The 20,811-nt window shown below is 69.6% G+C and carries 18 protein-coding genes; 7 read left to right on the top strand and 11 right to left on the bottom strand.

All coding sequences use genetic code 11. The features are described 5' to 3' along the window. Nucleotides 1-7: 7 nt before the first annotated feature. Nucleotides 8-688, top strand: coding sequence for a hypothetical protein (locus HEP73_RS02415; protein ID WP_185821983.1), 681 nt, complete (start codon nucleotides 8-10; stop codon nucleotides 686-688). Nucleotides 689-1,173: 485 nt separating this feature from the next. Here the strand turns inward: HEP73_RS02415 and HEP73_RS02410 are convergent, their stop codons facing one another. From HEP73_RS02410 to coaBC, 3 genes are read right to left on the bottom strand one after another with little or no spacing between them, the layout of a single operon-like run. Next, on the bottom strand, nucleotides 1,174-3,516 hold the full coding sequence (locus HEP73_RS02410; RefSeq protein ID WP_185821982.1) for a phosphomannomutase/phosphoglucomutase: 2,343 nt from the start codon (nucleotides 3,514-3,516) through the stop codon (nucleotides 1,174-1,176). Nucleotides 3,517-3,531: 15 nt separating this feature from the next. Next, on the bottom strand, nucleotides 3,532-4,002 hold the full coding sequence (gene dut, locus HEP73_RS02405; RefSeq protein WP_009588584.1) for a dUTP diphosphatase: 471 nt from the start codon (nucleotides 4,000-4,002) through the stop codon (nucleotides 3,532-3,534). Further along, nucleotides 3,999-5,261, bottom strand: a complete 1,263-nt coding sequence (gene coaBC / locus HEP73_RS02400; protein WP_185821981.1) for a bifunctional phosphopantothenoylcysteine decarboxylase/phosphopantothenate--cysteine ligase CoaBC — start codon at nucleotides 5,259-5,261, stop codon at nucleotides 3,999-4,001. The genes dut and coaBC overlap by 4 nt, the downstream gene beginning before the upstream one ends. A 97-nt stretch (nucleotides 5,262-5,358) precedes the next feature. On the opposite strand from coaBC, the gene radC reads away from it, so the two are divergent. The 3 genes from radC to HEP73_RS02385 all read left to right on the top strand — a co-directional run bounded on the left by radC (nucleotide 5,359) and on the right by HEP73_RS02385 (nucleotide 8,730). Beyond that, complete coding sequence (radC, locus tag HEP73_RS02395; RefSeq protein WP_185815025.1) at nucleotides 5,359-6,033, top strand: RadC family protein; 675 nt, start codon at nucleotides 5,359-5,361, stop codon at nucleotides 6,031-6,033. A gap of 165 nt (nucleotides 6,034-6,198) precedes the next feature. Then, the gene (gene argS, locus HEP73_RS02390) at nucleotides 6,199-7,887 is read left to right on the top strand and encodes an arginine--tRNA ligase (protein ID WP_185821980.1); all 1,689 of its coding nucleotides are present in this window, start codon (nucleotides 6,199-6,201) and stop codon (nucleotides 7,885-7,887) included. A gap of 15 nt (nucleotides 7,888-7,902) precedes the next feature. Beyond that, nucleotides 7,903-8,730, top strand: coding sequence for an SPOR domain-containing protein (locus tag HEP73_RS02385; protein ID WP_185821979.1), 828 nt, complete (start codon nucleotides 7,903-7,905; stop codon nucleotides 8,728-8,730). A gap of 192 nt (nucleotides 8,731-8,922) precedes the next feature. Here the strand turns inward: HEP73_RS02385 and HEP73_RS02380 are convergent, their stop codons facing one another. The 4 genes from HEP73_RS02380 to HEP73_RS02365 form a co-directional block, all read right to left on the bottom strand. After that, nucleotides 8,923-9,678 carry an SDR family NAD(P)-dependent oxidoreductase gene (locus HEP73_RS02380; RefSeq protein WP_185821978.1) on the bottom strand — a complete coding sequence of 252 codons (756 nt, stop codon included), beginning with the start codon at nucleotides 9,676-9,678 and terminating at the stop codon, nucleotides 8,923-8,925. A 73-nt stretch (nucleotides 9,679-9,751) separates the two neighbouring features. Continuing rightward, nucleotides 9,752-10,321: a DUF4865 family protein gene (locus HEP73_RS02375; RefSeq protein ID WP_185821977.1), complete on the bottom strand. Its 570-nt coding sequence runs from the start codon at nucleotides 10,319-10,321 to the stop codon at nucleotides 9,752-9,754. Further along, the gene (locus HEP73_RS02370) at nucleotides 10,318-10,716 is read right to left on the bottom strand and encodes a tautomerase family protein (RefSeq protein ID WP_185821976.1); all 399 of its coding nucleotides are present in this window, start codon (nucleotides 10,714-10,716) and stop codon (nucleotides 10,318-10,320) included. Before HEP73_RS02370 ends, HEP73_RS02375 begins: the two co-directional genes overlap by 4 nt. Nucleotides 10,717-10,739: 23 nt before the next feature. After that, nucleotides 10,740-11,063, bottom strand: a complete 324-nt coding sequence (locus tag HEP73_RS02365; protein ID WP_185821975.1) for a carboxymuconolactone decarboxylase family protein — start codon at nucleotides 11,061-11,063, stop codon at nucleotides 10,740-10,742. A 105-nt stretch (nucleotides 11,064-11,168) separates the two neighbouring features. Here HEP73_RS02365 and HEP73_RS02360 point away from each other — a divergent pair, with 105 nt between their 5' ends. Beyond that, nucleotides 11,169-12,077, top strand: a complete 909-nt coding sequence (locus HEP73_RS02360) for a LysR substrate-binding domain-containing protein (protein ID WP_185821974.1) — start codon at nucleotides 11,169-11,171, stop codon at nucleotides 12,075-12,077. 397 nt (nucleotides 12,078-12,474) lie between these two features. On the opposite strand, the gene HEP73_RS02355 is transcribed toward HEP73_RS02360, so the two are convergent. From HEP73_RS02355 to speA, 3 genes are all read right to left on the bottom strand, one after another. Next, nucleotides 12,475-13,122 (bottom strand): hypothetical protein, encoded by a 648-nt coding sequence (locus HEP73_RS02355; protein WP_185815017.1) that lies wholly within the window; start codon nucleotides 13,120-13,122, stop codon nucleotides 12,475-12,477. Nucleotides 13,123-13,245: 123 nt separating this feature from the next. Further along, complete coding sequence (locus HEP73_RS02350) at nucleotides 13,246-14,361, bottom strand: acyltransferase family protein (protein WP_185821973.1); 1,116 nt, start codon at nucleotides 14,359-14,361, stop codon at nucleotides 13,246-13,248. Nucleotides 14,362-14,596: 235 nt separating this feature from the next. Next, nucleotides 14,597-16,486: an arginine decarboxylase gene (speA, locus tag HEP73_RS02345; protein WP_185821972.1), complete on the bottom strand. Its 1,890-nt coding sequence runs from the start codon at nucleotides 16,484-16,486 to the stop codon at nucleotides 14,597-14,599. 303 nt (nucleotides 16,487-16,789) lie between these two features. On the opposite strand from speA, the gene speE reads away from it, so the two are divergent. Both speE and HEP73_RS02335 read left to right on the top strand, forming a co-directional pair. Then, nucleotides 16,790-17,641, top strand: coding sequence for a polyamine aminopropyltransferase (gene speE / locus HEP73_RS02340; RefSeq protein WP_185821971.1), 852 nt, complete (start codon nucleotides 16,790-16,792; stop codon nucleotides 17,639-17,641). Between the two features lie 169 nt (nucleotides 17,642-17,810). Beyond that, nucleotides 17,811-18,542, top strand: coding sequence for a hypothetical protein (locus HEP73_RS02335; protein WP_185821970.1), 732 nt, complete (start codon nucleotides 17,811-17,813; stop codon nucleotides 18,540-18,542). A 194-nt stretch (nucleotides 18,543-18,736) separates the two neighbouring features. Here HEP73_RS02335 and HEP73_RS02330 read toward each other — a convergent pair whose 3' ends face one another. Beyond that, complete coding sequence (locus tag HEP73_RS02330; protein WP_185823261.1) at nucleotides 18,737-20,725, bottom strand: beta-N-acetylhexosaminidase family protein; 1,989 nt, start codon at nucleotides 20,723-20,725, stop codon at nucleotides 18,737-18,739. Nucleotides 20,726-20,811: the final 86 nt, after the last annotated feature.

Below are 20,811 nucleotides of genomic sequence, written 5' to 3'. Positions count from 1 at the left end.
GGCTGCCATGATGCCGATCCAACGACCATGGGGCCGGGCCGCGTTGCCGGTCCTGCTCGCGCTGATTGCATTGCCGGCCGCAGCGCAGCCGGCGCCATCCAAGAAGCTGTACTGCTGGAACCAGGGCGGGCAGCGCGTGTGCAGCGATGCGCTGCCGCCGGAAGCGGTGAACCAGGCGCGCGACGAATTCAACGCCAAGAGCGGAATGCGCAGCGGCGCGGTCGGCCGCGCGCTGAATGCCGAGGAGCGCGCTGCGGCCGCCGCCGATGCCGCGCAGCAGCGCGCCGACCAGGCGGCGCTGGAGACGCGCAAGCGCACCGACCAGGCGATGCTGCTGTCGTTCCAGACCGAAGAGGAATTGCGCCGGGTGTTCTCCGAGCGCATCGGCATCGTCGACAACAACATCAACACCGCCCGCTACAACGTCAACAGCCTGCGCGAAGGACTGGTCGGCCTGCTGGCCAACGCCGGCGCGCGCGAACTGGCCGGGCAGAAGGTGACCGGCAAGATCGTCGAGGACGTGCAGCAGCGCCATCGCGCGCTGCTGTGGCAGCTGCGCATGCAGAAGAACTTCGAACAGCAGCGGCTCGGCCTGAACCAGGAAATCGACGACGCGCTGCAACGCTACCGTGCGGCGAAGCGGCCCGGGACCGGCACGGCGCCGGCTGCGACGACGAACAGCGGCTGAGCGCGACGTGCGGCCAGCGGCGGTAGACAGGTCGCCGCGGCAGGGATGTCGGGACTGAAGTCCCTCCTACAGTGCACCCAGCGAGAGCGAGTTGGCCGCGAGTTCCTTGTGGGAGCGCCTTCAGTCGCGGCGAACGAAGCCCGGATGCCTGGGCGGCTTCGGCTGGAGTCGGGACTGAAGTCCCTCCCACAGTGCACGCAGCGAGTTGGCCGCGAGTCCCTTGTGGGGGCGACTTCAGTCGCGACGAGAGAAGTCCGGACGCCCGACGGCTTCGGATGCTGTCGGGCTGAAGCCCCTCCTACAGTGCGCCCGGCGAGTTGGCCGAGCTTCCTGTAGGAGCGGTTTCAACCGCGACGAGCGCAGCCCGGAATCGCTGCGTTCTCGGCCATCCTGTCGCGGGACGAAGCCGCTCCCCCAGCACTCCGCATGCCGGCGGCGCTACGTCGCCTCGCCCGGCGCGGCGCCGGGCGCACACACCATGCGCCTCAGAATCCCGCCGCCAGCGACGGCAACAGCGCTTGCAACTGGCTGCGGAACAGGTCCTTGATCCGCTCCAGCGCGGCACTGGTGTCGGCCTCGAAGCGCAGCACCAGCGCCGGCGTGGTGTTGGACGCGCGCACCAGGCCCCAGCCGTCGGCGAAGTCCGCGCGCAGGCCATCGATAGTGAGCAGCCGCGCACCGGCGAACGCCGAGCCTTCCTGCTGCGCCACAGCGACCAGTTGCGCAACCAGTGCATGCGCGTCCTGCCCGTCGGCCAGCGGCAGCTTGATCTCCGGCGTGGACACGCTGTCGGGCAGCTCGGCCAGCACCTCGGACGGGCTCTCCTCGCGCTGCGCCAGGATCTCCAGCAGCCGCGCCGCCGCGTACAGGCCGTCGTCGAAGCCGTACCAGCGCTCCTTGAAGAAGAAGTGGCCGCTCATCTCGCCCGCCAGTTCGGCGTCGGTCTCGCGCATCTTCGCCTTGATCAGCGAATGCCCGGTCTTCCACACCATCGGGCTGCCGCCGTTGCGCAGCACGTAGTCCGACAGCTTGCCGGTGCACTTGACGTCGTAGATCACCAGCGCGCCGGGGTTGCGTTGCAGCACGTCGGCGGCGAACAGCATCAGCAAGCGATCGGCATAGATCACCGTGCCTTCCTTGGTGACCACGCCGAGCCGGTCGGCATCGCCGTCGAAGGCGATGCCCAGGTCGGCGTCGAAGCGCTTCACGGTCTGGATCAGGTCTTCCAGATTGTGCGGCTCGCTGGGATCGGGGTGATGGTTGGGGAAGGTGCCGTCGACGTCGCAATACAGCGGGATGACCTCCGCGCCGATCGCCTCCAGCAGCCGCGGCGCCAGTTCGCCGCCCACGCCGTTGCCGGCATCGGCCACCACCTTGAGCGGGCGATCCAGCTGCACGTCGTCGGCGATGCGCTTGATGTAGTCGTCGCCGACGTCGCGCTGATCCAGCCGCCCGGGCTCGGCGGCAGTCGGCAGGCGGCCTTCGCTGATGCGCGCGTACAGGTCGGTGATCGCCGCGCCGGACAGCGTTTCGCCGCCGACCACGATCTTGAAACCGTTGTAGTCCGGCGGGTTGTGGCTGCCGGTCACCGCCACGCAGCTGCCGGCGCGCAGGTGGAAGCTGGCGAAATACACCACCGGGGTCGGCGCCAGGCCGATATCGGTGACGTGGCAGCCGGCGCGGCGCAGGCCTTCGATCAGCGCCGTCGACAGTTCCGGGCCGGACAGGCGGCCGTCGCGGCCGACCACCACCTCGCTCAAGCCCTGCTCCTGCATCACCGCGCCGATCGCCTGGCCGATCAAGGCGGCGACCTGCGGGCTGAGATCGCGGCCGACCACGCCGCGGATGTCGTAGGCGCGGAAGATGGCGGCCGGCACGGTCAGTGCCTGAACCGTCCTGGCCGGCGCGGTCTCGCCCTCCGGCACCGGCGGCGCCGCTGGCGACTCCCGGTGCTGCAGGCTCTGCCGCAGGGTGGGTTCCTGCTCGGCGGCGGCGGCGGCGGCCTTGGCGCGGCGCGGCCGCGGCAGGCGGCCACGCGCGGCCAGCAGCACCGCCAGAGCCAAAAAGCCGAGCAGGCCGGCGACGATCAGGCAGGGCAGCGCGTCCAGGCCGAGCGGTCCGACCTCGGCGTCGGGCAATGCCGCGACCACCCGCAGCCCGGTCTTGCCGATCGGCCGCGACAAGGCGTCGCCATGGTCGGCCAGGCCGGCATCGCCGGCGCCGATCACGTCGTAGCTGCCCTGGCGCAGCGCCAGATAGCCGCTGGCCGGGACCGCAGCCTGCGCCAGCGGTGCGGTCAGCACGCGCAGCGGCAGGCGCAGGTAGGCGACGCCGGCGCCCGTGTCCAGGGTCACCGGCGCGGCCAGCCCCAGTCGCGCGCCGCCGCCGTCGCGCACCACCGCGCTGGCGACCGCGTCGGTCAGCAACGCCTTTTCCAGCAGCGCCAGGCGGCCATAGCCGAAGCTGCCCGCGTCGGCGTAGCCGGCGCTCAGGTCACCGGGCAGCACTTGTGCGTCTTCCGCGTCCTTCCAGCCCTCGCGCAAGGCTTGCGCCGCCGCCGTCGCGTCGCCGCGCGCCAGGGCGGCCTGCACCGCGGGCTGCTGCAATTGCGCGGCGAAGCGCTTGGCGACCGCCGCCAGCGCCTGCGAGGTCTGCGCCACCGCCGTGTCGCGCGCCTGCTGCAGGTCCGTGGCGCTGTGTTCGTAGCGCCATTGCTGCGCGCCGCTCCAGCCGAACCAGCCGGCCAGTACGGCCAGCAGCAGCGCCAGCAGCGGCGCCGCCTTGCGCAAACCCTCATGCGCCGGCGGCCGTTGTGTTGCCTCGCTCATGCAGACGATCCCCTGTCAGCGCACTCCGGTATGGCCGAATCCACCCGTTCCCCTGGCGCTGTCGGCGAAAGTATCCACCACCTGCAGGGCAACGCGCACGACCGGCATCACCACCAGTTGCGCGATGCGGTCGCCGGGGGCGATGGTGAACGGCTCGCGGCCGCGGTTCCAGACGCTGATCAGCAGCGGCCCCTGGTAGTCGGCATCGATCAGGCCGGTGCCGTTGCCGAGCACGATGCCATGGCGATGGCCCAGCCCGGAGCGCGGCAAGACCACCGCGCACAGCTGCGGATCGGCGATGTAGATGGACAGCCCGCTGGGGATCAGCGCGGTATCGCCCGGCGCCAGGGTCAGCGGCGCCTCGGTGGCCGCGCGCAGGTCGAGCCCGGCGCTGGCTTCGGTGGCGTAGTCCGGCAGCGGCCAGCTGTCGCCGAAGCGCGGGTCGAGCAGTTTGACCTGCAGCGGGTACGGCGTCGGGATGGTCATGCGTGCAGTCGCTCCGCGATCAGGGCCAGCAATTGTTCGGCCAGTTGCGCCTTGGACACGGCCGGGAAGCTGCGCGCGCCCTGTTGCCAGTAGGCGGTGGCGGCATTCTGGTCGCTCTCGAAGCCGTTGCCGGCCACCCCCACCTGGTTGGCGATGATCAGGTCCAGGTGCTTGTCGTTGAGTTTGCCACGCGCGTAACGTTCGATGTCGTGGGTCTCGGCGGCGAAGCCGACCACCAGTTTCAGCGCCTGGGTCTGCGCGGCGACCTCGGCCAGGATGTCCGGAGTGCGCACCAGTTCCAGGGTCAGCATCTCGCCACTCTTCTTGATCTTCTGCGCGGCGACCTGCTTGGGCGTGTAGTCGGCGACCGCGGCGGTGCCGATGTAGATGTCGGCCGGCAACGCGCCGAGCACCGCGGCGCGCATCTGCGCCGCCGAGCGCACGTCGATGCGCTGCACGCCGTCGGGCGTGGGCAGGTGCACCGGGCCGCTGACCAGCACCACCGCCGCGCCCTGCCGCGCCGCTGCGGCGGCCAGGGCATAGCCCATCTTGCCGCTGCTGCGGTTGCCGAGATAGCGCACCGGGTCCAGGTCTTCGTAGGTCGGCCCGGCGCTGATCAATAGGCGCAGGCCGTGCAGCGCGCCGCCCCCGCTACTGGCCGCGACCGGCGCGGGCGCCGCCAGGGTCGCCGCGACCGCGGCGTGGCCACCGGCCAGCGCGGCGACGATCTCTTCCGGCTCGGCCAGGCGTCCGGGGCCGGACTCGCCCTCGGCCAGTGGGCCGTCGTTCGGCCCGACCACGCTGGCGCCGCGTTGGCGCAGCGTGGCGACATTGGCCTGGGTGGCGGGGTGCAGCCACATGCGGTGGTTCATCGCCGGGCACACGGTCAGCGGCGCGGTGGTGGCCAGGCACAGCGTGGTCACCAGATCGTCGGCCAGACCGTGGGCGAGCCGCGCCAGCAGGTCGGCGGTGGCCGGCGCCACCACCACGCGATCGGCCCAGTGCGCCAGTTCCAGATGGCCCATCGCCTGCTCGGCGGCGCTGTCCCACAGGCTGGTGCGGGTCGGGTGCGCGGACAGCGCCTGGAAGCTCAGCGGCGTGACGAACTGCTGCGCGCCGGCGGTCATCGCCACCTGCACCTCGGCACCCGCCTCGCGCAGCCGCCGCACCAGCTCCAGCGCCTTGTAGGCAGCGATGCCGCCGCCCACGCACAACAGCACACGCCGCCCCTGCAGGGGCCCCTCGAAAGTACCGGTCACGTCGGGAATGTCCTACCCATGCAAGAACGATTAGCTTACCCGATGGCCCTTTGCGGCCCTGATACCGTTGCGCCATATCGCCCGCCAATCTGGCGATATGCACATCAACGACTGGCCCGACGCCGAACGTCCCCGGGAAAAGCTGCTGGAACGCGGCCCCGGCGCCCTCTCCGACGCCGAACTGCTGGCGATCTTCCTCGGCTCCGGCCTGCCCGGCAGCGACGCAGTGCGGACCTCGCGCGACCTGCTGCATCGGCACGGCCCGCTGCGCATGCTGCTGGACCGCCCGCCACGCGAGCTGGTGCGCCTGCCGGGACTGGGCCCGGCACGGGCCTGCAAGCTGTCGGCGGCGCTGGAGCTGGCCAAGCGCCACCTGGCCGCCGAACTCGAACGCGGCACCACCCTGACCGATCCGGGGGCGGCCGGCCGCTACTTCGCGCAACGGCTGCGGGCGTGGCCGCACGAGGTGTTCGCGGTGCTGTTCCTGGACACCAAGCACCGCTCGCTGGCGTTCGAAGAACTGTCCCATGGCACCCTGGACGGCGCCGAGGTGCATCCGCGCGAAGTGGTGCGGCGCGCGCTGGCGCACAACGCGGCTGCGGTGATCATCGGCCACAACCATCCATCGGGAAACTCGGAGCCCTCGCCCGCCGACCGCGCCGTTACCCACCGCCTGAAGCAGGCGCTGGGCTTGGTGGACATCCGTTTGCTGGACCATTTCATCGTCGGCGACGGAGCACCGGTATCGATGGCGGCGCGCGGCTGGGCCTGAGCCGGAATCCGGGAACCGGGCAGCGCGGCGGCAGCACGGCACGTCCCGAATTCCCAATCCCGACCCGCCATCGTCGGACGGCCTGAGGTCGGGCTGAACCCGGCACGGGCCGGGAGGCGGCGGGTCGGGTAAAATCGCCGGTTCCGCGCTTCAAGCAGAGATCACGTGAAATCCCAACTCCGCGCCCTGATCGGTCAAGGCATCGAAGCCTTGCGCGCCAACGGCACCCTGCCGGCCGACACCCTGCCGCCGGACTTCGTGGTCGAACGGCCCAAGACCCGCGAGCACGGCGACTTCGCCACCAATGCCGCGATGTTGCTGGCCAAGGCCGCGCGCGGCAATCCGCGCGCGCTGGCGCAGCAGCTGGTCGCCGCGCTGCCGGCCAGCGACGAAGTGACCCGGGTCGAGATCGCCGGCCCCGGCTTCATCAACTTCCACCTCAGCCCCAGCGCCTACCAGCGCGAGGTGCTGGCGGTGCTCAAGCAGGGCGAGGACTACGGCCGCAGCCTGGTCGGCAATGGCCGCACCGTGGGCGTGGAGTACGTCTCGGCCAATCCGACCGGCCCGCTGCACGTGGGCCACGGCCGCGCTGCGGCGATCGGCGACTGCCTGGCGCGGCTGCTCGAGGCCAACGGCTGGAACGCCAAGCGCGAGTTCTACTACAACGACGGCGGCGGCCAGATCGAGAACCTGGCGCGCTCGGTGCAGGCGCGCGCGCAGGGCAAGACCCCCGACAGCCCCGACTGGCCGGAAGAAGGCTACCGCGGCGACTACATCCAGGACGTGGCCAACGCCTACCTGGCCGGCGACTCGGTGGACCTGGAGGGCAACCTGGTCACCGGCTCCAAGGATCCGAACGATCTGGAGGCGATCCGCCGCTTCGCCGTGGCCTACCTGCGCAACGAGCAGAACCACGACCTGGCCGCGTTCGGCGTCGACTTCGACATCTACTTCCTGGAAAGCTCGCTGTACCGCGACGGCAAGGTCGAGGAAGCGGTGCAGAAGCTGGTCGCCTCCGGCCACACCTACGAGGAAGGCGGCGCGCTGTGGCTGAAATCGACCGATTTCGGCGACGACAAGGACCGCGTGATGCGCAAGTCCGACGGCAGCTACACCTATTTCGTGCCGGACGTGGCCTATCACCTGAGCAAGTGGCAGCGCGGCTACGTGCGCGCCATCACCGAGCTGGGCGCCGACCACCACGGCTCGCTGGCGCGGGTGCGCGCCGGCCTGCAGGCGATGGACCTGGGCATCCCCAAGGGCTGGCCCGAGTACGTGCTGCACCAGATGGTCACGGTGATGCGCGGCGGCGAGGAAGTGAAGCTGTCCAAGCGCGCCGGCAGCTACCTGACCCTGCGCGACCTGATCGAGGAAGCCGGCCGCGACGCCACGCGCTGGTTCCTGATCGCGCGCAAGCCCGATTCGCAGCTGACCTTCGACATCGACCTGGCGCGCCAGCAGAGCAACGACAATCCGGTGTTCTACGTGCAGTACGCGCATGCCCGGGTATGCAGCCTGCTGCGCCAGGCGCAGGAGAAGAAACTGGACTACGACCAGGCCGACGGGCTGGGCCAGCTGAACCGGCTGAACGATGCGACCTCGCTGGAACTGATGCTGGAACTCTCGCGCTACCCGGAAGTGGTGGAGAATGCGGGGCATGTGCTGGAGCCGCACCTGATCGCGCAATACCTGCGCGAACTGGCGACCGCGTTCCACACCTGGTACCACGGCACTCCGGTGCTGGTGGACGATGCGAGCGAGCGCAACGCCAAGTTGACCCTGGCCGTGGCGGCGCAGCAAGTGCTGGCGAACGGCCTGAACCTCCTGGGCGTTTCCGCCCCGGAAAAAATGTGAGTGGAGAAGCGGTAGATGGCAGCACGACGCGGTAAGACGCAGGCGCGGCGCAACAGCGGCAACGGCACGCCCGGATGGGTGTGGCTGATTGCCGGCGTGGCGATCGCGGCAGTGGTATTCCTGGCGGCGCCGGGCCTGTTCAAGAAGGACGGCGACGGCTTCCTGCGCGTGGGCGGCCCGCGCGCCAACCCGGATGCGCAACCGGCGCCGGTGGCCGACGCCGATGTGGACGCGGCGCCGGAACTGCCCAAACCGGCGGCAGCGGCGGCCGGCAGCACCAAGCCCGACGCCAAGAAGGACCCGCAGACCCAGTACGACTTCTATACCTTGCTGCCCGGCAAGGAAGTGCAGATGTCCGACGCCGAACTGGCCGCCAGCGCACGCGCCGAGGCCGCGCGCCAGGCGCGCGCGCCGCAGCCGGCCGCCGCCACGCCGGCGACGGCCACGACGACCACGGCCACTACCGCTCCGGCAACGACGGCGGCAGTGTCCAACCCGACACCGCTGCCGGAAACGGCAACAGCGAGCGCACCCGCCAACACGGCGGCCAAGCCGACCGCGGCGGCGGCCACGCCTGCCGCTGCCACGGCCGCTGCGGCAGCAGCGGACAACGCCCGCTACATCCTGCAGGCAGGCTCGTTCGGCGCCTCCGGCGATGCCGAATCGACCAAGGCCAAGCTGGCGATGCTGGGCCTTTCAGCGCGCGTGGAATCGGCGCAGATCAGCGGCAAGACCGTGTACCGCGTGCGCATGGGGCCGTACGGCACCGCCAGCGAACTGGCCGCGGCCAAGCAGAAGCTGACCGGCAGCGGACTGCCGGCGATCGCGATCAAGGCGCAGTGAGGCCGGGATTGGGCATTCGGGATTCGGGAGACGCAACGTCTCCCACATTCCTTGCGACCCGTTGGCTTACGACATGCGTGAATTGCCTCGCCTGTCGCGAGCGCAACTGACGGCCGCCTGGCTGCGACGGCCGTCGGCAGGCGCAACGCATCGGCGCCGCTTTCGCTTTTTCTAATCCCTAATCCCTAATCTCTAATCCCGGCTCCTAGCCACCTGAAAGCCTGCGAAGGACTGCGTCACCGGCATGATTTCCAGCCGATTGATGTTCAGATGCGGCGGCAGCGTGGCGACCCAGAAGATCTGCTCGGCGATATCCTCGGCGGTCATCGGCTGCGCGCCGTGGTACAGCTTGTCCGACGCGCCCTGGTCGCCGTGGGTGCGGACCAGGGTGAACTCGGTCTCGGCCATGCCCGGCTCGATCGCGGTCACGCGCACGCCGGTGCCGTGCAGGTCCGAGCGCAGGCCCAGCGAGAACTGGCTGACGAAGGCCTTGGTGCCGCCGTAGGCATTGCCGCCCGGATACGGGTACAGCGCGGCCACCGAACTGATGTTGACGATCGCGCCGCGGCGCTGGATCAGCGTGGGCAGCAGGCGATGGGTCAGGGTCACCAGCGCGGTGATGTTGGTGTCGATCATCGTGCGCCAGTCGTCCAGCGACGCGGCCTGCGCCGGTGCGGTGCCCTGCGCCAGACCGGCGTTGTTGACCAGCAGGTCGATGCCGCGGAACGCGTCCGGCAGCTCCGCCAGCATCGCATCGAGCGCGGCTTCGTCGCGGATGTCGAACGCCGCCACGTGCACGCGCTCGGCACCGAACTCGGCCAGCAGCGGCTGCAGCCGCTCGGCGCGGCGGCCGGTGGCGATCACGCGCCAGCCGGCGTTGACGAAGCGGCGCACGGCGGCGGCGCCGAAACCGGAGGTGGCACCGGTGATCAGGGCGGTCTGGGTCATTGAGAGGCCGGGTATTGGGAGTGGGGAATCGGGAATGGTAAAAGCAAACAGGCAACGCCGGGGTGCTGTTGCCTCAACCGCCGCTTGCCGGCATGGACACGTGGCCGACGGCATAGGCTTGACCGACGTCCGGCGACGGCGGCGGCAGATCGCGCCAGAGCTGCAGGCGCAGCAGGTTCCAGCCGTGCGGCTCGTAGGCGCTCACCGTGGCCAGCGCGCCTGCGGCAAGATCGTCCCTCGCCCGCTCTGACTCGCGTTCGCCCAGCGTTTCGAGCGCGTCGGCATCGGACATCGCGACGATCTCGCGCCGGGCGTAGCGGGCGCCGCGCAGGTCTGCGTGCAGATGCGTGGCGCACACCGTCCACACCTGCACCGCAGGCCGTCCGAACGACGCGGTCAGCGCGCGGAACGCGGCGCCGGCGAGGAAATCGCGCATCGCCTCGGCATCGCGCCACAGATAGAACGGCGCATACAGGTTGCTGCGGCTGGACAGTGCGCGATCGCCGCGATCGGCACTGAGATAGGCCTTGAATACCAGTCCCGGCAGATCGTCCAGCAACGGCCCCTTGTCGGCGATGCGGCGCTGGATGATGGCCATGTCGTAGTCGGCCGGCAACGCAATGCTGTACTGCATGGCGATCATGCATCGGCCTCCGCTGCCACGATCCCGGCGCGGCCGCCGCCGAAGGACCAGTCCTGCGCCTGCGTGGTGACGATGTTGACCATCACGTCTTCCGGCGCGATGCCCGGCGCGATCGCCAGCAGTTCCACCAGGCGCCGGTAGAACGCGCGCTTGCAGGCCTCGCTGCGCGGCCGCCCGGCGGTGATCGCAATCAGCACGAAGGCGTCCGAGCGCGGTCCGCCGAGATAGTGGCGGTCGAACACCAGTTCTCCCGGATCGTGCTGGTGGATGACCTGGAAGCAATCGCCGGCCGGCACCTCGAAGGCCTCGTGCATGGCCTGGTAGACGCTGGCGGACAAGGCGCGCAGATAGTCGGGGGTGGCGCCGCGATGCAGCGAGATACGGGCGTAGGGCATGGGATGTCTCCTGCTTGGGGAAATCAGGCGGCCGACGCGGTGGCGTCGCGCAGCAGCGGCAGCGCCGAGGCGGCGCACGGCCAGCCGGCGTAGAACGCCAGATGGGTGATCGCTTCGGCCAGTTCGTCGCGGCGCAGGCCGTTGTCCAGCGCGCGGCTCAGGTGGAACGGCAGTTGCTGCGGCCGGTACAGCGCCACCAGCGCCGCCACCGTGACCAGGCTGCGCTCGCGCGGCGACAGCGCCGGACGCTGCCACAAGTCGGCGAACAGCACTTCCTCGGTCAGTTGCGCGAATTTCGGCGCGATATCGCCGAACAAGGAAGCATCAGGCTGGGGCAGGTCGGACATTGGCGTCTCGCGCTGGAGGTTGACTGCGCACAGCCTAGCCACCGAAGATGTTCCTGAAAACCGGGAAATTCAGCATCCAAACTTCGATAAAACAGGATCGATAGCATGCGTCGCGTCAACTTCGATCTCGATGCGCTGCGCAGCTTCGTCGCCGGCGTCGAACTGGGCAGCTTCGCCAAGGCGGCAGACCGACACGGGCGTTCCACGTCGGCGATCAGCGCGCAGCTGAAGAAACTGGAAGCGCAGGCCGGCCACGCGCTGCTGCGCCGCAGCGGCCGCGGACTGGCGCTGACCGACGCGGGCGAGGTGTTGCTGGCCTACGCACGGCGCCTGCTGGACCTCAACGACGAAGCCGCCGGTGCGCTGCACGGGCCAGCCCTGCAGGGCTGGGTACGGCTTGGACTGCAGGAGGATTTCGGCGAGCACATGCTGCCCGACGTGCTGGGCCGCTTCGCCCGCGCCCATCCCAAGGTGCGCATCGAAGCGCGCATCGCGCGCCATCAGGAGTTGTTGGCGCGGGTCGAAGCGGGCCAATTGGACCTGGCGCTGGTCTGGGACGCCGGGACCGCAACGGCGCATCGCGCACCGCAGGCGGCCTGGCCGATGCGCTGGATCGCCGCAGCCCAGGCGCCGCTTCCGGACCCGAGCGGCTGGAGCAGCGATACGCCATTGCCACTGGTGATGCTGGAGGCGCCCTGCCTGCTGCGCACTGCGGCGACCACGGCGCTGGACCGCGCCGGCATCCCGTGGCGCATCGCCTTCACCAGCGCCAGCCTGGGCGGCGTCTGGGCCGCGGTCCGCGCCGGACTGGGCCTGACCCTGCGCACGCCGGCCGGCCTGCCCGACGCGCTGGCGCTGCTGCCGCCAGGGGTCGGCGGCCTGCCGACGCTGCCGGCGCTGGGCTTGAACCTGCATCGTGCCGACGCGGAACCGGCGCCGGCAGTGGCGCGCCTGGCGGAGATCCTGCAGCAGCGCTTGCACGAGGCGCGCGTGGCGTGCACCGATCCGGGGTGAGGCGGCCACGTGGAGAACTACGTGCAACCGGCTTGCCGCGCCAGTACGCTCCGGCAGTGATGGCCTAGGCAGCCACCGGCATTTCGGAGGGCTCGCGCCCCAGGCGTTCACGCAGGCGCAGGAACGGCCGCTGGGCGGCAAAGGACCGAACGATGTTCTGCCCGCTCCGTCATGCTCAGCCCATCTTGGTCTCGAACTGAGGCTGTAGCCGGAAATCCACCGCCCGGTCACCGGTGCCAGACGGTGCCGCGACCCAACTTCCGCTCCTGCCGGCGTTGACCGCAAAACTTGCACCGCTGCCGCGAAATACCGACGACACGCCGGAATTAGCGCCGCACCATACCTTCAACGAACCTCATCGGCGGTCGCGAAACCGGCTTGCATCCCGCCAGGCGCGTCACTTGCATGGCAGCATTTTGCTAAACAGCCCACCACCGCCATTGAGCATGCCGGCGCCGCCGGTAATCGCCGTTTTGACCGTGCTGCCATCGGTCTTGACTTCCACTTCTTTGAAAAGCTCGTCGTCGCGCGCGACCGTATAGTCCTGCCGCTCGTAGTGGTCCACCTCGGTCGAACCGGCGTAGCTGCTGCCCGCGTACACATCGCGCGACTTGGCCTGATCGAACTGGAAGGGCAACACCAGGTAGTAACTACCTGGCTGCATCTCGGTGAACTGGAATGCCCCCTTGGCGTCCGTCTGGGTTTCCACGCGCATGTTGTAGGCCTCGTCCGACATCAGCGCCGTCTCCTTGCTGCGGTCCGCCTTCTTGCGCATGGCGACCCACTCCGCAAAGTACGGCGTTGCCGGGAACAGCATCACTTTGCGGTTATTGGCAAGGAAAATCCGGCTGTCGTGATAGGCGCAGGCCACGCCAACGATCGTCGCCCGTCCTTTGGCCAGCGCGGCTTCGGCCGCCTGCTTGTCGAAAGGGGCTCTTGGCGAGGTTTCGCGTATTTTCGGCTTGGTATCCACTGTGGGAGACGTGCGCACCTGCGCGCCCCCTTGTCCGGCGGCGGCCAGGCCGCAGCACCCTGCAACGATCAAGGCATAGCATCTCGTCCGCATTTCGATCCCCTTCTTCCATGAGCGGGCGAAAATAACACGATTCGCGGTGCTTCCAAAGAGGCCCACGATGCCACCTCGCTAGGACCGCGCACGGCTCGGCGCTCAAGCACCAGCCTCCATGCGGCGCTGGACGCGTTGGCGCTCGCGCAACTGCAGGAACGGCCGTTCCACCGCGTAGTGCAGCAACGCGGCGGCCAGCAGCGCCATCGCCGCATAGATCGCGAACGCGAGCGGACCGCGTCCGTCGAGCGCGGCGCCGAACCAGCTCTGGGTGAGATGGAACACGGCCTTGTGCGACAGATACAGGCTGTAGGAGACCGCCGCCAACCACCCCACCCCAGGCAATGCGCGCCGGCCGATCCAACTGCGTGTGGAGGCGCCGGCAATCGCCAGCAACGCCAGTCCCAGCGACAACAGCGGCCAGCCGATCGCGTTGCCGAGCAGGCCGGTACGTTCGCGGAACAGCCACATCGCCAGTGCGCACACCGCCAATCCGGCCAGCAGCAGTGCGTTGGCGCGCGCCTGCAGCCACTGCCAGCGCTGCGGCCGGAACACCTTGATCGCGGCCAGCACCACACCGGCCAGCAAGCCGTCGAGCCGGTTCCAGGTCGGGTAGTAGATGTCCTCGATGAACCAGTTGCGTTGCAGTCCGTCGCCGATGCGCTCGAGCGCGCTGTCGTGCAGCCAGGTCGCCGTGCGCAACGCGATGCCGGCCAGCACCACGGCGCCGCACACCGCGACGAAACGCGGCGCCGACGGCCGCCGCATCGACAGCGCCGCCAGCAGCGGGAACACCAGGTAGAAATGCTCCTCCACGCACAGCGACCAGGCATGCGAGAACGCCTGCTGGCTGGCGTAGTCGATGCCCAGGTTCAAGGTGAAGCTGGCGAACATCCACCACGGCGCGATGCCTGGCGCTTCGCGGAAACCGGGCCAGGCCAGGTACAGCGCCAGCACCACGGCGAACGCCGGCAGGATGCGGAACGCGCGGCGCAGGTAGAAATCGCCATAACGCAGCGGTTCGCCGCGCGCCAGTGGCGCCAGCACCTGGCCGCCGATCAGCAAGCCGCTGAGCACGAAGAACAGGTCCACGCCCATCCAGCCATAGCGCGACAGCCAGGCCCAGTCAGGCCCAAGGCCGCCGACCACGAACGAGTGGAACAGCATCACCCACACGATCGCCAGCGCGCGCAGCAAATCCAATCCGGGGTAGCGCATCGCGTCAAGGAGTGATGGCAGAGGCGCTCAGCTTATGGGCCGGTGCCAGCGCGCGTCCATCCGCCGTGGCGAACGCGAGAGGTGCCGCGATGAAAAAGCGCGTGGCGTCTGCACGGGATGCGCTGGAACGACGATCGTGCTCGATACGCTCCTGCGTGCGTTCGACAACGCGGCGCGACACGCCGCCGGGCAGCGCGCTCGCCCCGCCCATTGGCGAGGGAGCGCATGCAGGCACTCAGCCCAGCGGTTCGTCCGACAGGTAGGTGTAGCCGGTCAGCCCAGCTTCCAGCGCCGCCGACAAGGCCTGCGCCTGCTCGGCCGGCAGCTGCGCGGCAGCCACGCGCTCGGCGTAGGCCGCGCGCAGGTCGGCCAGTGCATAGCCTACGTAATCCAGCATCACGTCGGTGGTGTCGCCGCGGCGCTGCTGGGCGATGCGGTAGCCGTCGCCATCGGCGCTGACCTCGATCGCATCGGTGTCGCCGAACAGGTTGTGGATGTCGCCGAGGATCTCCTGGTAGGCGCCGACCAGGAAGAAGCCGAGCCGGTAGCTCTCGCCAGCGCGCAGTTCGTGCAGCGGCAGCGAGCTGTCCAGGCTCTCGTTCTCGACGTAGGTCTTGACCATGCCGTCGGAGTCGCAGGTCATGTCGCAGATCACCCCGCGCCGCGCCGGCGCTTCGTTCAGGCGTTCGATCGGCACGATCGGGAACACCTGGTCGATCGCCCACACGTCGGGGATCGACTCGAACACGCTGAAGTTGACGAAATACTTGTCCACCAGCCGCTCGTTGAGCTCGTCCAGCACCGGGCGGTGGCTCTTTTCCTCATGGCTCAGGCGCGCGCGCACGCCGTGCGCGATGGCGTAGAACAGGTCGTCGATGCGCGCGCGCTGCGGCAGGTCGATCTGGCCCAGCGCGTAGCTGGACAGGCCTTCGGCATGGAAATGCTGCGCTTCCTGGAACAGCTCCACCGCCGGGCGCACGTCCAGTTCGTCATGGATCTCGCGCAGGTGGCGGATCGCCGCCGGCTCGTCGGCGTGCGCGTCGGGCACGCGCCCTTCCGGTGCCTGCTCCACTTCCGAGACGTTGGCGATCAGCACCGCGTGGTGCGCGGTCATCGCGCGCCCGCATTCGGTGACGATGCGCGGCGGCGGCAGGCCGTGTTCCTCGCAGGCGTTGGCCAGCGGCTGCACGATGTTGCTGGCGTAGGAGTGCAGGCCGTAGTTGATCGAGCAGTAGCTGCGCGAACGGGTGCCTTCGTAGTCGATGCCCAGGCCGCCGCCGACGTCGACGTGGCTGATCTTGGCGCCCAGCTTGGACAGCTCGACGAAATAGCGCGTGGCCTCGCGCATGCCGTTGGCGATGTCGCGCACGTTGGAGATCTGCGAGCCCATGTGGAAGTGCAGCAGGTTCAGCGACTCGGCGTACTCGGTGTCGCGCAGCGCCTTCCACAGGTCCAACACCTGCCGCGGCGACAGCCCGAACTTGGCCTTGTCGCCGCCGCTGTTCTGCCACTTGCCCGCGCCCAGCGAGGCCAGGCGCATGCGCACGCCCAGGCCCGGCTTGACGTCCAGCGCGCGCGCTTCCTCCAGCACCAGCTTCAGCTCCGACGGCTTCTCGATGACGATGAAGGTCTGCAAGCCGAGCTTGCGCCCGATCAGCGCCAGGCGGATGTATTCGCGGTCCTTGTAGCCGTTGCACACGATCAGCCCGCCCGGCCGCGACAGCGCCAGCACCGCCATCAGTTCCGGCTTGCTGCCCGCTTCCAGGCCGAAGCCCTCGCCGTGGTGGCTGGCCAGGGTGCCGGCCACGCCGCGATGCTGGTTGACCTTGATCGGGTACACCGCGGTGTAGCCGCCGGCGTAGTCCCAGTCGGCCTGGGCCTGGGCGAAGGCCGACTGCAGCTTGCCCAGGCGCTCGCCCAGGATGTCCGGGAAGCGCACCAGCATCGGCAGCTTGGCGCCGGCCGCGCGCGCCGCGTCCACCACCTCGGGCAGCGCGATCGCCACGCCGTCGGCGCCTTGCGGGCGCACCACCACCCGCCCGGCCGCGTCCACGTCGAAATACCCATCGGCCCAGTGCGGGATCGAATAGGTCTTGCGGGCTTGGTCGAGGGACCAATCGCTCATCGTGGCGGCTCGGCGGGGAAAAGGGGCGTGGATTGTAACGCCTGCTACGCGTGGGCTCCGTTACAATCCGCGCCGACCTGACGCCCCTCTCCCGGCGGAGCGGGGTGGGTTCGGGCGCTGCGTGGCGTGGTTCGGGGACGCGAGGCTGCGCCGGACCCGCATCCGGCGAAGGATTTGGGTCTGGCAGCGTGTGGGCTGACTGCACGTGGCTACGCCCCACCCTTATCCGGCGCTTCGCGCCGCCTTCTCCCGGTGGAGAAGGATGCGTCCATCTTCTTTCTTGCTTTCCTAGGAATCCCCTGCATGAGCGCCAACGACAACTGGTACATCGAACACTTCCAGCCCACCGGCTCGGCCATCGGCTACCGCATCACCGGCAAGCTGGACGAGGTGCAGTCGCCGTTCCAGAAGATCGAGATCTACGACACCACCGACTGGGGCAAGCTGATGGTGATCGACGGCGCGGTGATGCTGACCACGCGCGACAACTTCTTCTACCACGAGATGATCAGCCACCCGGCGCTGTTCACCCACGCCGCGCCCAAGCGCGTGGTGATCATCGGCGGCGGCGACTGCGGCACCCTGCGCGAAGTGCTCAAGCACCCGGGCGTGGAGAGCGCCACCCAGTGCGACATCGACGAGCAGGTCACGCGCATGGCCGAGAAGTACTTCCCGGAGTTGTGCGAGTCCAACGCCGACTCGCGCGCCGAGCTGCTGTTCGACGACGGCATCGCCTACATGGCCAACTGCCCGGCCGGCAGCGTGGACATCGTCATCGTCGATTCCACCGACCCGGTCGGCCCGGCCGAAGGCCTGTTCAACAAGGCGTTCTACGCCAGCTGCTTCAAGGCGCTGAAGGACGACGGCATTCTGGTGCAGCAGTCCGAATCGCCGCTGGCGCTGCTGGACCTGATCAAGGAAATGCGCGCGGAGATGGGCAAGGCCGGCTTCGCCAGCTTCCACACCGTGCCGTTCCCGCAGCCGTGCTACCCGACCGGCTGGTGGAGCGTGACCTTGGCGCGCAAGTCCGGCGGCTTCGACTTCCGCGAAGCCGACGCGGCGGCCAAGCCGTTCGCCACCCGCTACTACAGCGCGCACCTGCACACCGGCACCCAGGTGTTGCCGCCGTTCGTGGCCGAGGCGCTGGGCGGCTAATCACCGGGCCGGCGCCGACGAAGTTGGCGCCGGCCACGTCGCGCGGACCGGGGGCGTTGTGGCCGCTCGGCAACGGCGGCGCACGCCGCCGGCCGCGGCATTGCCGTGCGAACGGTCGGCAAGCCGCGACGCCGGCATACTGTCGGCCCGCTCCCTTGCAGCGTCGCGCATGCCTGCCGAGCTCTCCCGCCTCTGGACCCTGTGCGCGTTGGCGGCGATGGCCTTCGTCGCCGCGTGCATCGCGCACGAGGCGGTCGGCCACGGCCTGACCTGCCTGGGCACGGGCGGCACCGTCAGCCTGCTCAGCTCCGTGTACTTCCACTGCCAGCCGGGCCATCCGCTGGTCGATGTCGCCGGGCCGCTGAGCAATCTCTGCGTCGCCGCGGTGTTCGCCCTCGCCGCACGCCATAGCCGGCAGGCCACCGCACGTACGGCGTTCGCGCTGGTCGCCGCGTTCAACGGCCTGTGGGGCGCGGGCTACCTGATCTTCTCCGCGGTCACCGACACCGGCGACCTCGCCTTTGTCGTACGCGATCTCGTCCTGCAGCCAGCCTGGGCATGGCGCCTGGGCATGGGGCTGGCCGGCCTATGGCTCTACCGCCTCGTCGTGCGCAACGTCGGCCCCTGCCTGCCGAACGGCATGCCACTGCTCGCCGCGTATTGCGCGGCGGGCGGCGTGGCTTGCGCCAGCGTGTTGTTCTATCCAGGCGCGGCGTTGCCCGCGCTGAAGGAAGCGGCGCAAGAAAGCCTGCTCGCGCCGCTGGGCCTGCTCTTCGTCGCGTTCTCCCGGCGTCCGTCCCGGGTCTTGCCTCCGCCATCCAGCCGGACCGTCATGCTCATCGGCGCGCTAGTCGTACTCGCCTTCTGGCTGACCCTTGGACGCGGCTATACCGCTGCTTGAGAACGTCTGGTCGAGGTCGCGCATGCCGACGACAACGCGTGGCCTGACTGGCGTGGTCGGCATGCTTGCGTCGGCGCTTGCTGGACGCCGATCCTCCAGCCGAAGGTCTGTTCAACAAGACGTTTACGCAACGCTGAAAACGGCCGCATCGCCCACGCAGGGCTGCGCGCGCCATGCAGGCGCGCGCCGAGCCGTCAGCGCGCGGCCGCCGGAGCGGACCCAGCCGGCACGCCCAGCGCGATCAGCGTCGGGGCGTCGGCCACGAAGCGATCGAGCACGCCATCGGCAATCTTGACCGGCCCGCCGAAGCGCGTCGCGCCGGGGATCGACTGGATCGCCGCGGCCTCGGCGGCGAGCCGGGTCGCATCGGCGAACAAGTCCGACGCCGCGGCGTCGCCTCGGTCGGCGGCCTGCAGCCCGGCTGCCGTCGCCTGCAGCGCGCGCCCCCAACCCTGCATCGCATCCAGCCAGGGGCGCGACTGTTCGGCGAAGCCGGGATCGGCCACCCCAGCGCGGATGACGGCCGGCGCGGCCGCGATCTCGTCCGCGCTGCGCGCAAGTTCGGCGAGCGCCTGGCCGCGCGCGTCGGCGTCGCCGCCGGCGAGCGCTTCGCGGACCCGGTCGAGCACGGCCTTCAGCCGCGGCGCCTGCTCCTGCCACGGCTGGCTGCCGAAGGTCGGCGCCAGGTGCTGGGTATCGAAGAAGGTGAGCAGCGCCGCGGTCACCCGCGCATCGCCCGCCGCCATATCGCGCGCCGCCGCATGCCAGGTCCGCTCGGCGTCGTAGTCCTTGTCGTTCCATGCGAACGCGGTCAGCCCCATCACCGCGACGCGGCTCGGCGCTTCCTGGTTCATCGGGTTGGCGACGATGCCGGCCAACTCGGCGGACAGTCCGGCTTCGCGCCGCGTATACGGCGCCAGCAACAAACGGCCGGCCGAGGTTTCGTAATCGTTGACCGGGTAGTTGTCCCACAGCAGCGTCCTGCGCCCGAACGCCTTGGTCGCCGCGCGCGCATCGGGGATGGAAATGGCCGGCGGCACGACGTCGGTGCCGGTCCATTGCACCACGATCTTCGGATCCAGATGCTGGCGCAACGCGGCCTTGTACGGGCTTTCCTTGGCGTCGTAATACTCGGTCGGCACCATGATCAGTTCCGACGCCGCAGCGTGCCGGGCGACCAGGTCCGCCTGCACCAGGTTGAGCAGGTGCGACTGCGCGATGCCTGCCGCTTCCGCGCCCGACGGGCCGAAGGCGGTCTTGTCGCGCTCGCAATTCCACTTGGTGTATTCGATATCGTCGAGTGCGACGTAGAAGCTGCGCACGCCCAGCGCGCGAAACGCGTCGAACTTGCGGAGCAGCGCCTTGGCATCGGCCGGATCGGAGAAGCAGACCGACGGCCCGGGCGAGATCGCGTAGACGAAATCGACATGGTTGCGCCTGGCCGTCGCCGCCAAGTTGCCCAGCGCTTTCAGCGTGGCCGCCGGATAGGCCTCGCGCCAGCGGTCGCGCGCATAGGGATCGTCCTTCGGGCTGTAGATATAGGTGTTCGCCTTGGTGCGGGCGAGGAAATCGATGTGCTTGGCGCGATCGGCCATCGACCATGGCGCCCCGTAGAATCCCTCGATCGTGCCGCGGATGGCCATCGCCGGATAATCCTGGATGACCAGCGTCGGGATGGCCGGGCGTTCGGCAAGCTGACGCAAGGTCTGCGCGGCATGGAACAGGCCGTCGGCGTCGTGGCCCGCAAGCGTGATCAGGCTGCCCTTGCCGGTGGCGACGCTGGCGACGCTGGCGAGGGTGTAGCCCTCCTTGCGCGTCTCCTGCACGGCCTTGCTGCGCGTCAGCGCCTCGCGGACGACCGCCGCCTCGCCGGTGCCGACGACGATGTACGTTTGCTCGAGCGTTGCCGGCAGGCGCGATGCGGTGGCGATGTGCTCGACCCCCGCCGACACCAGAATGCGGCGGACTAACGCGACCGAAGCCTGGTCCGCGCCCGGCGCGGCGACCAGCACGACCTTCCGGCCGAGCGCGACGGTGCCGGCATCGAGCCGGATCGACACCGGACTCGGAAACAGCGCCGGCCGCGTGACCGGTTGCGCCGTGGCCGGGACCGCCAGCGCGAGGCCCAGCGCCACCGTCATCGAGAGCAGACTCAGGCCCGCCCGTGTAGCGCGTCGCGTCATTCCGGATCTCCGGTATTGGAATGGTATTACGGCACAGAGTAGGCAAGTCGCTGGGCCGCGACAAGCTGCGCGGCCGTGGTTGGGAT

It is taken from the genome of Xanthomonas sp. GW, assembly GCF_014236815.1.
In the GTDB taxonomy this organism is placed as follows: domain Bacteria; phylum Pseudomonadota; class Gammaproteobacteria; order Xanthomonadales; family Xanthomonadaceae; genus Xanthomonas_A.
Note: the sequence above shows the minus strand (reverse complement) of the source record. Positions and strands in the feature narration are given on the sequence as shown.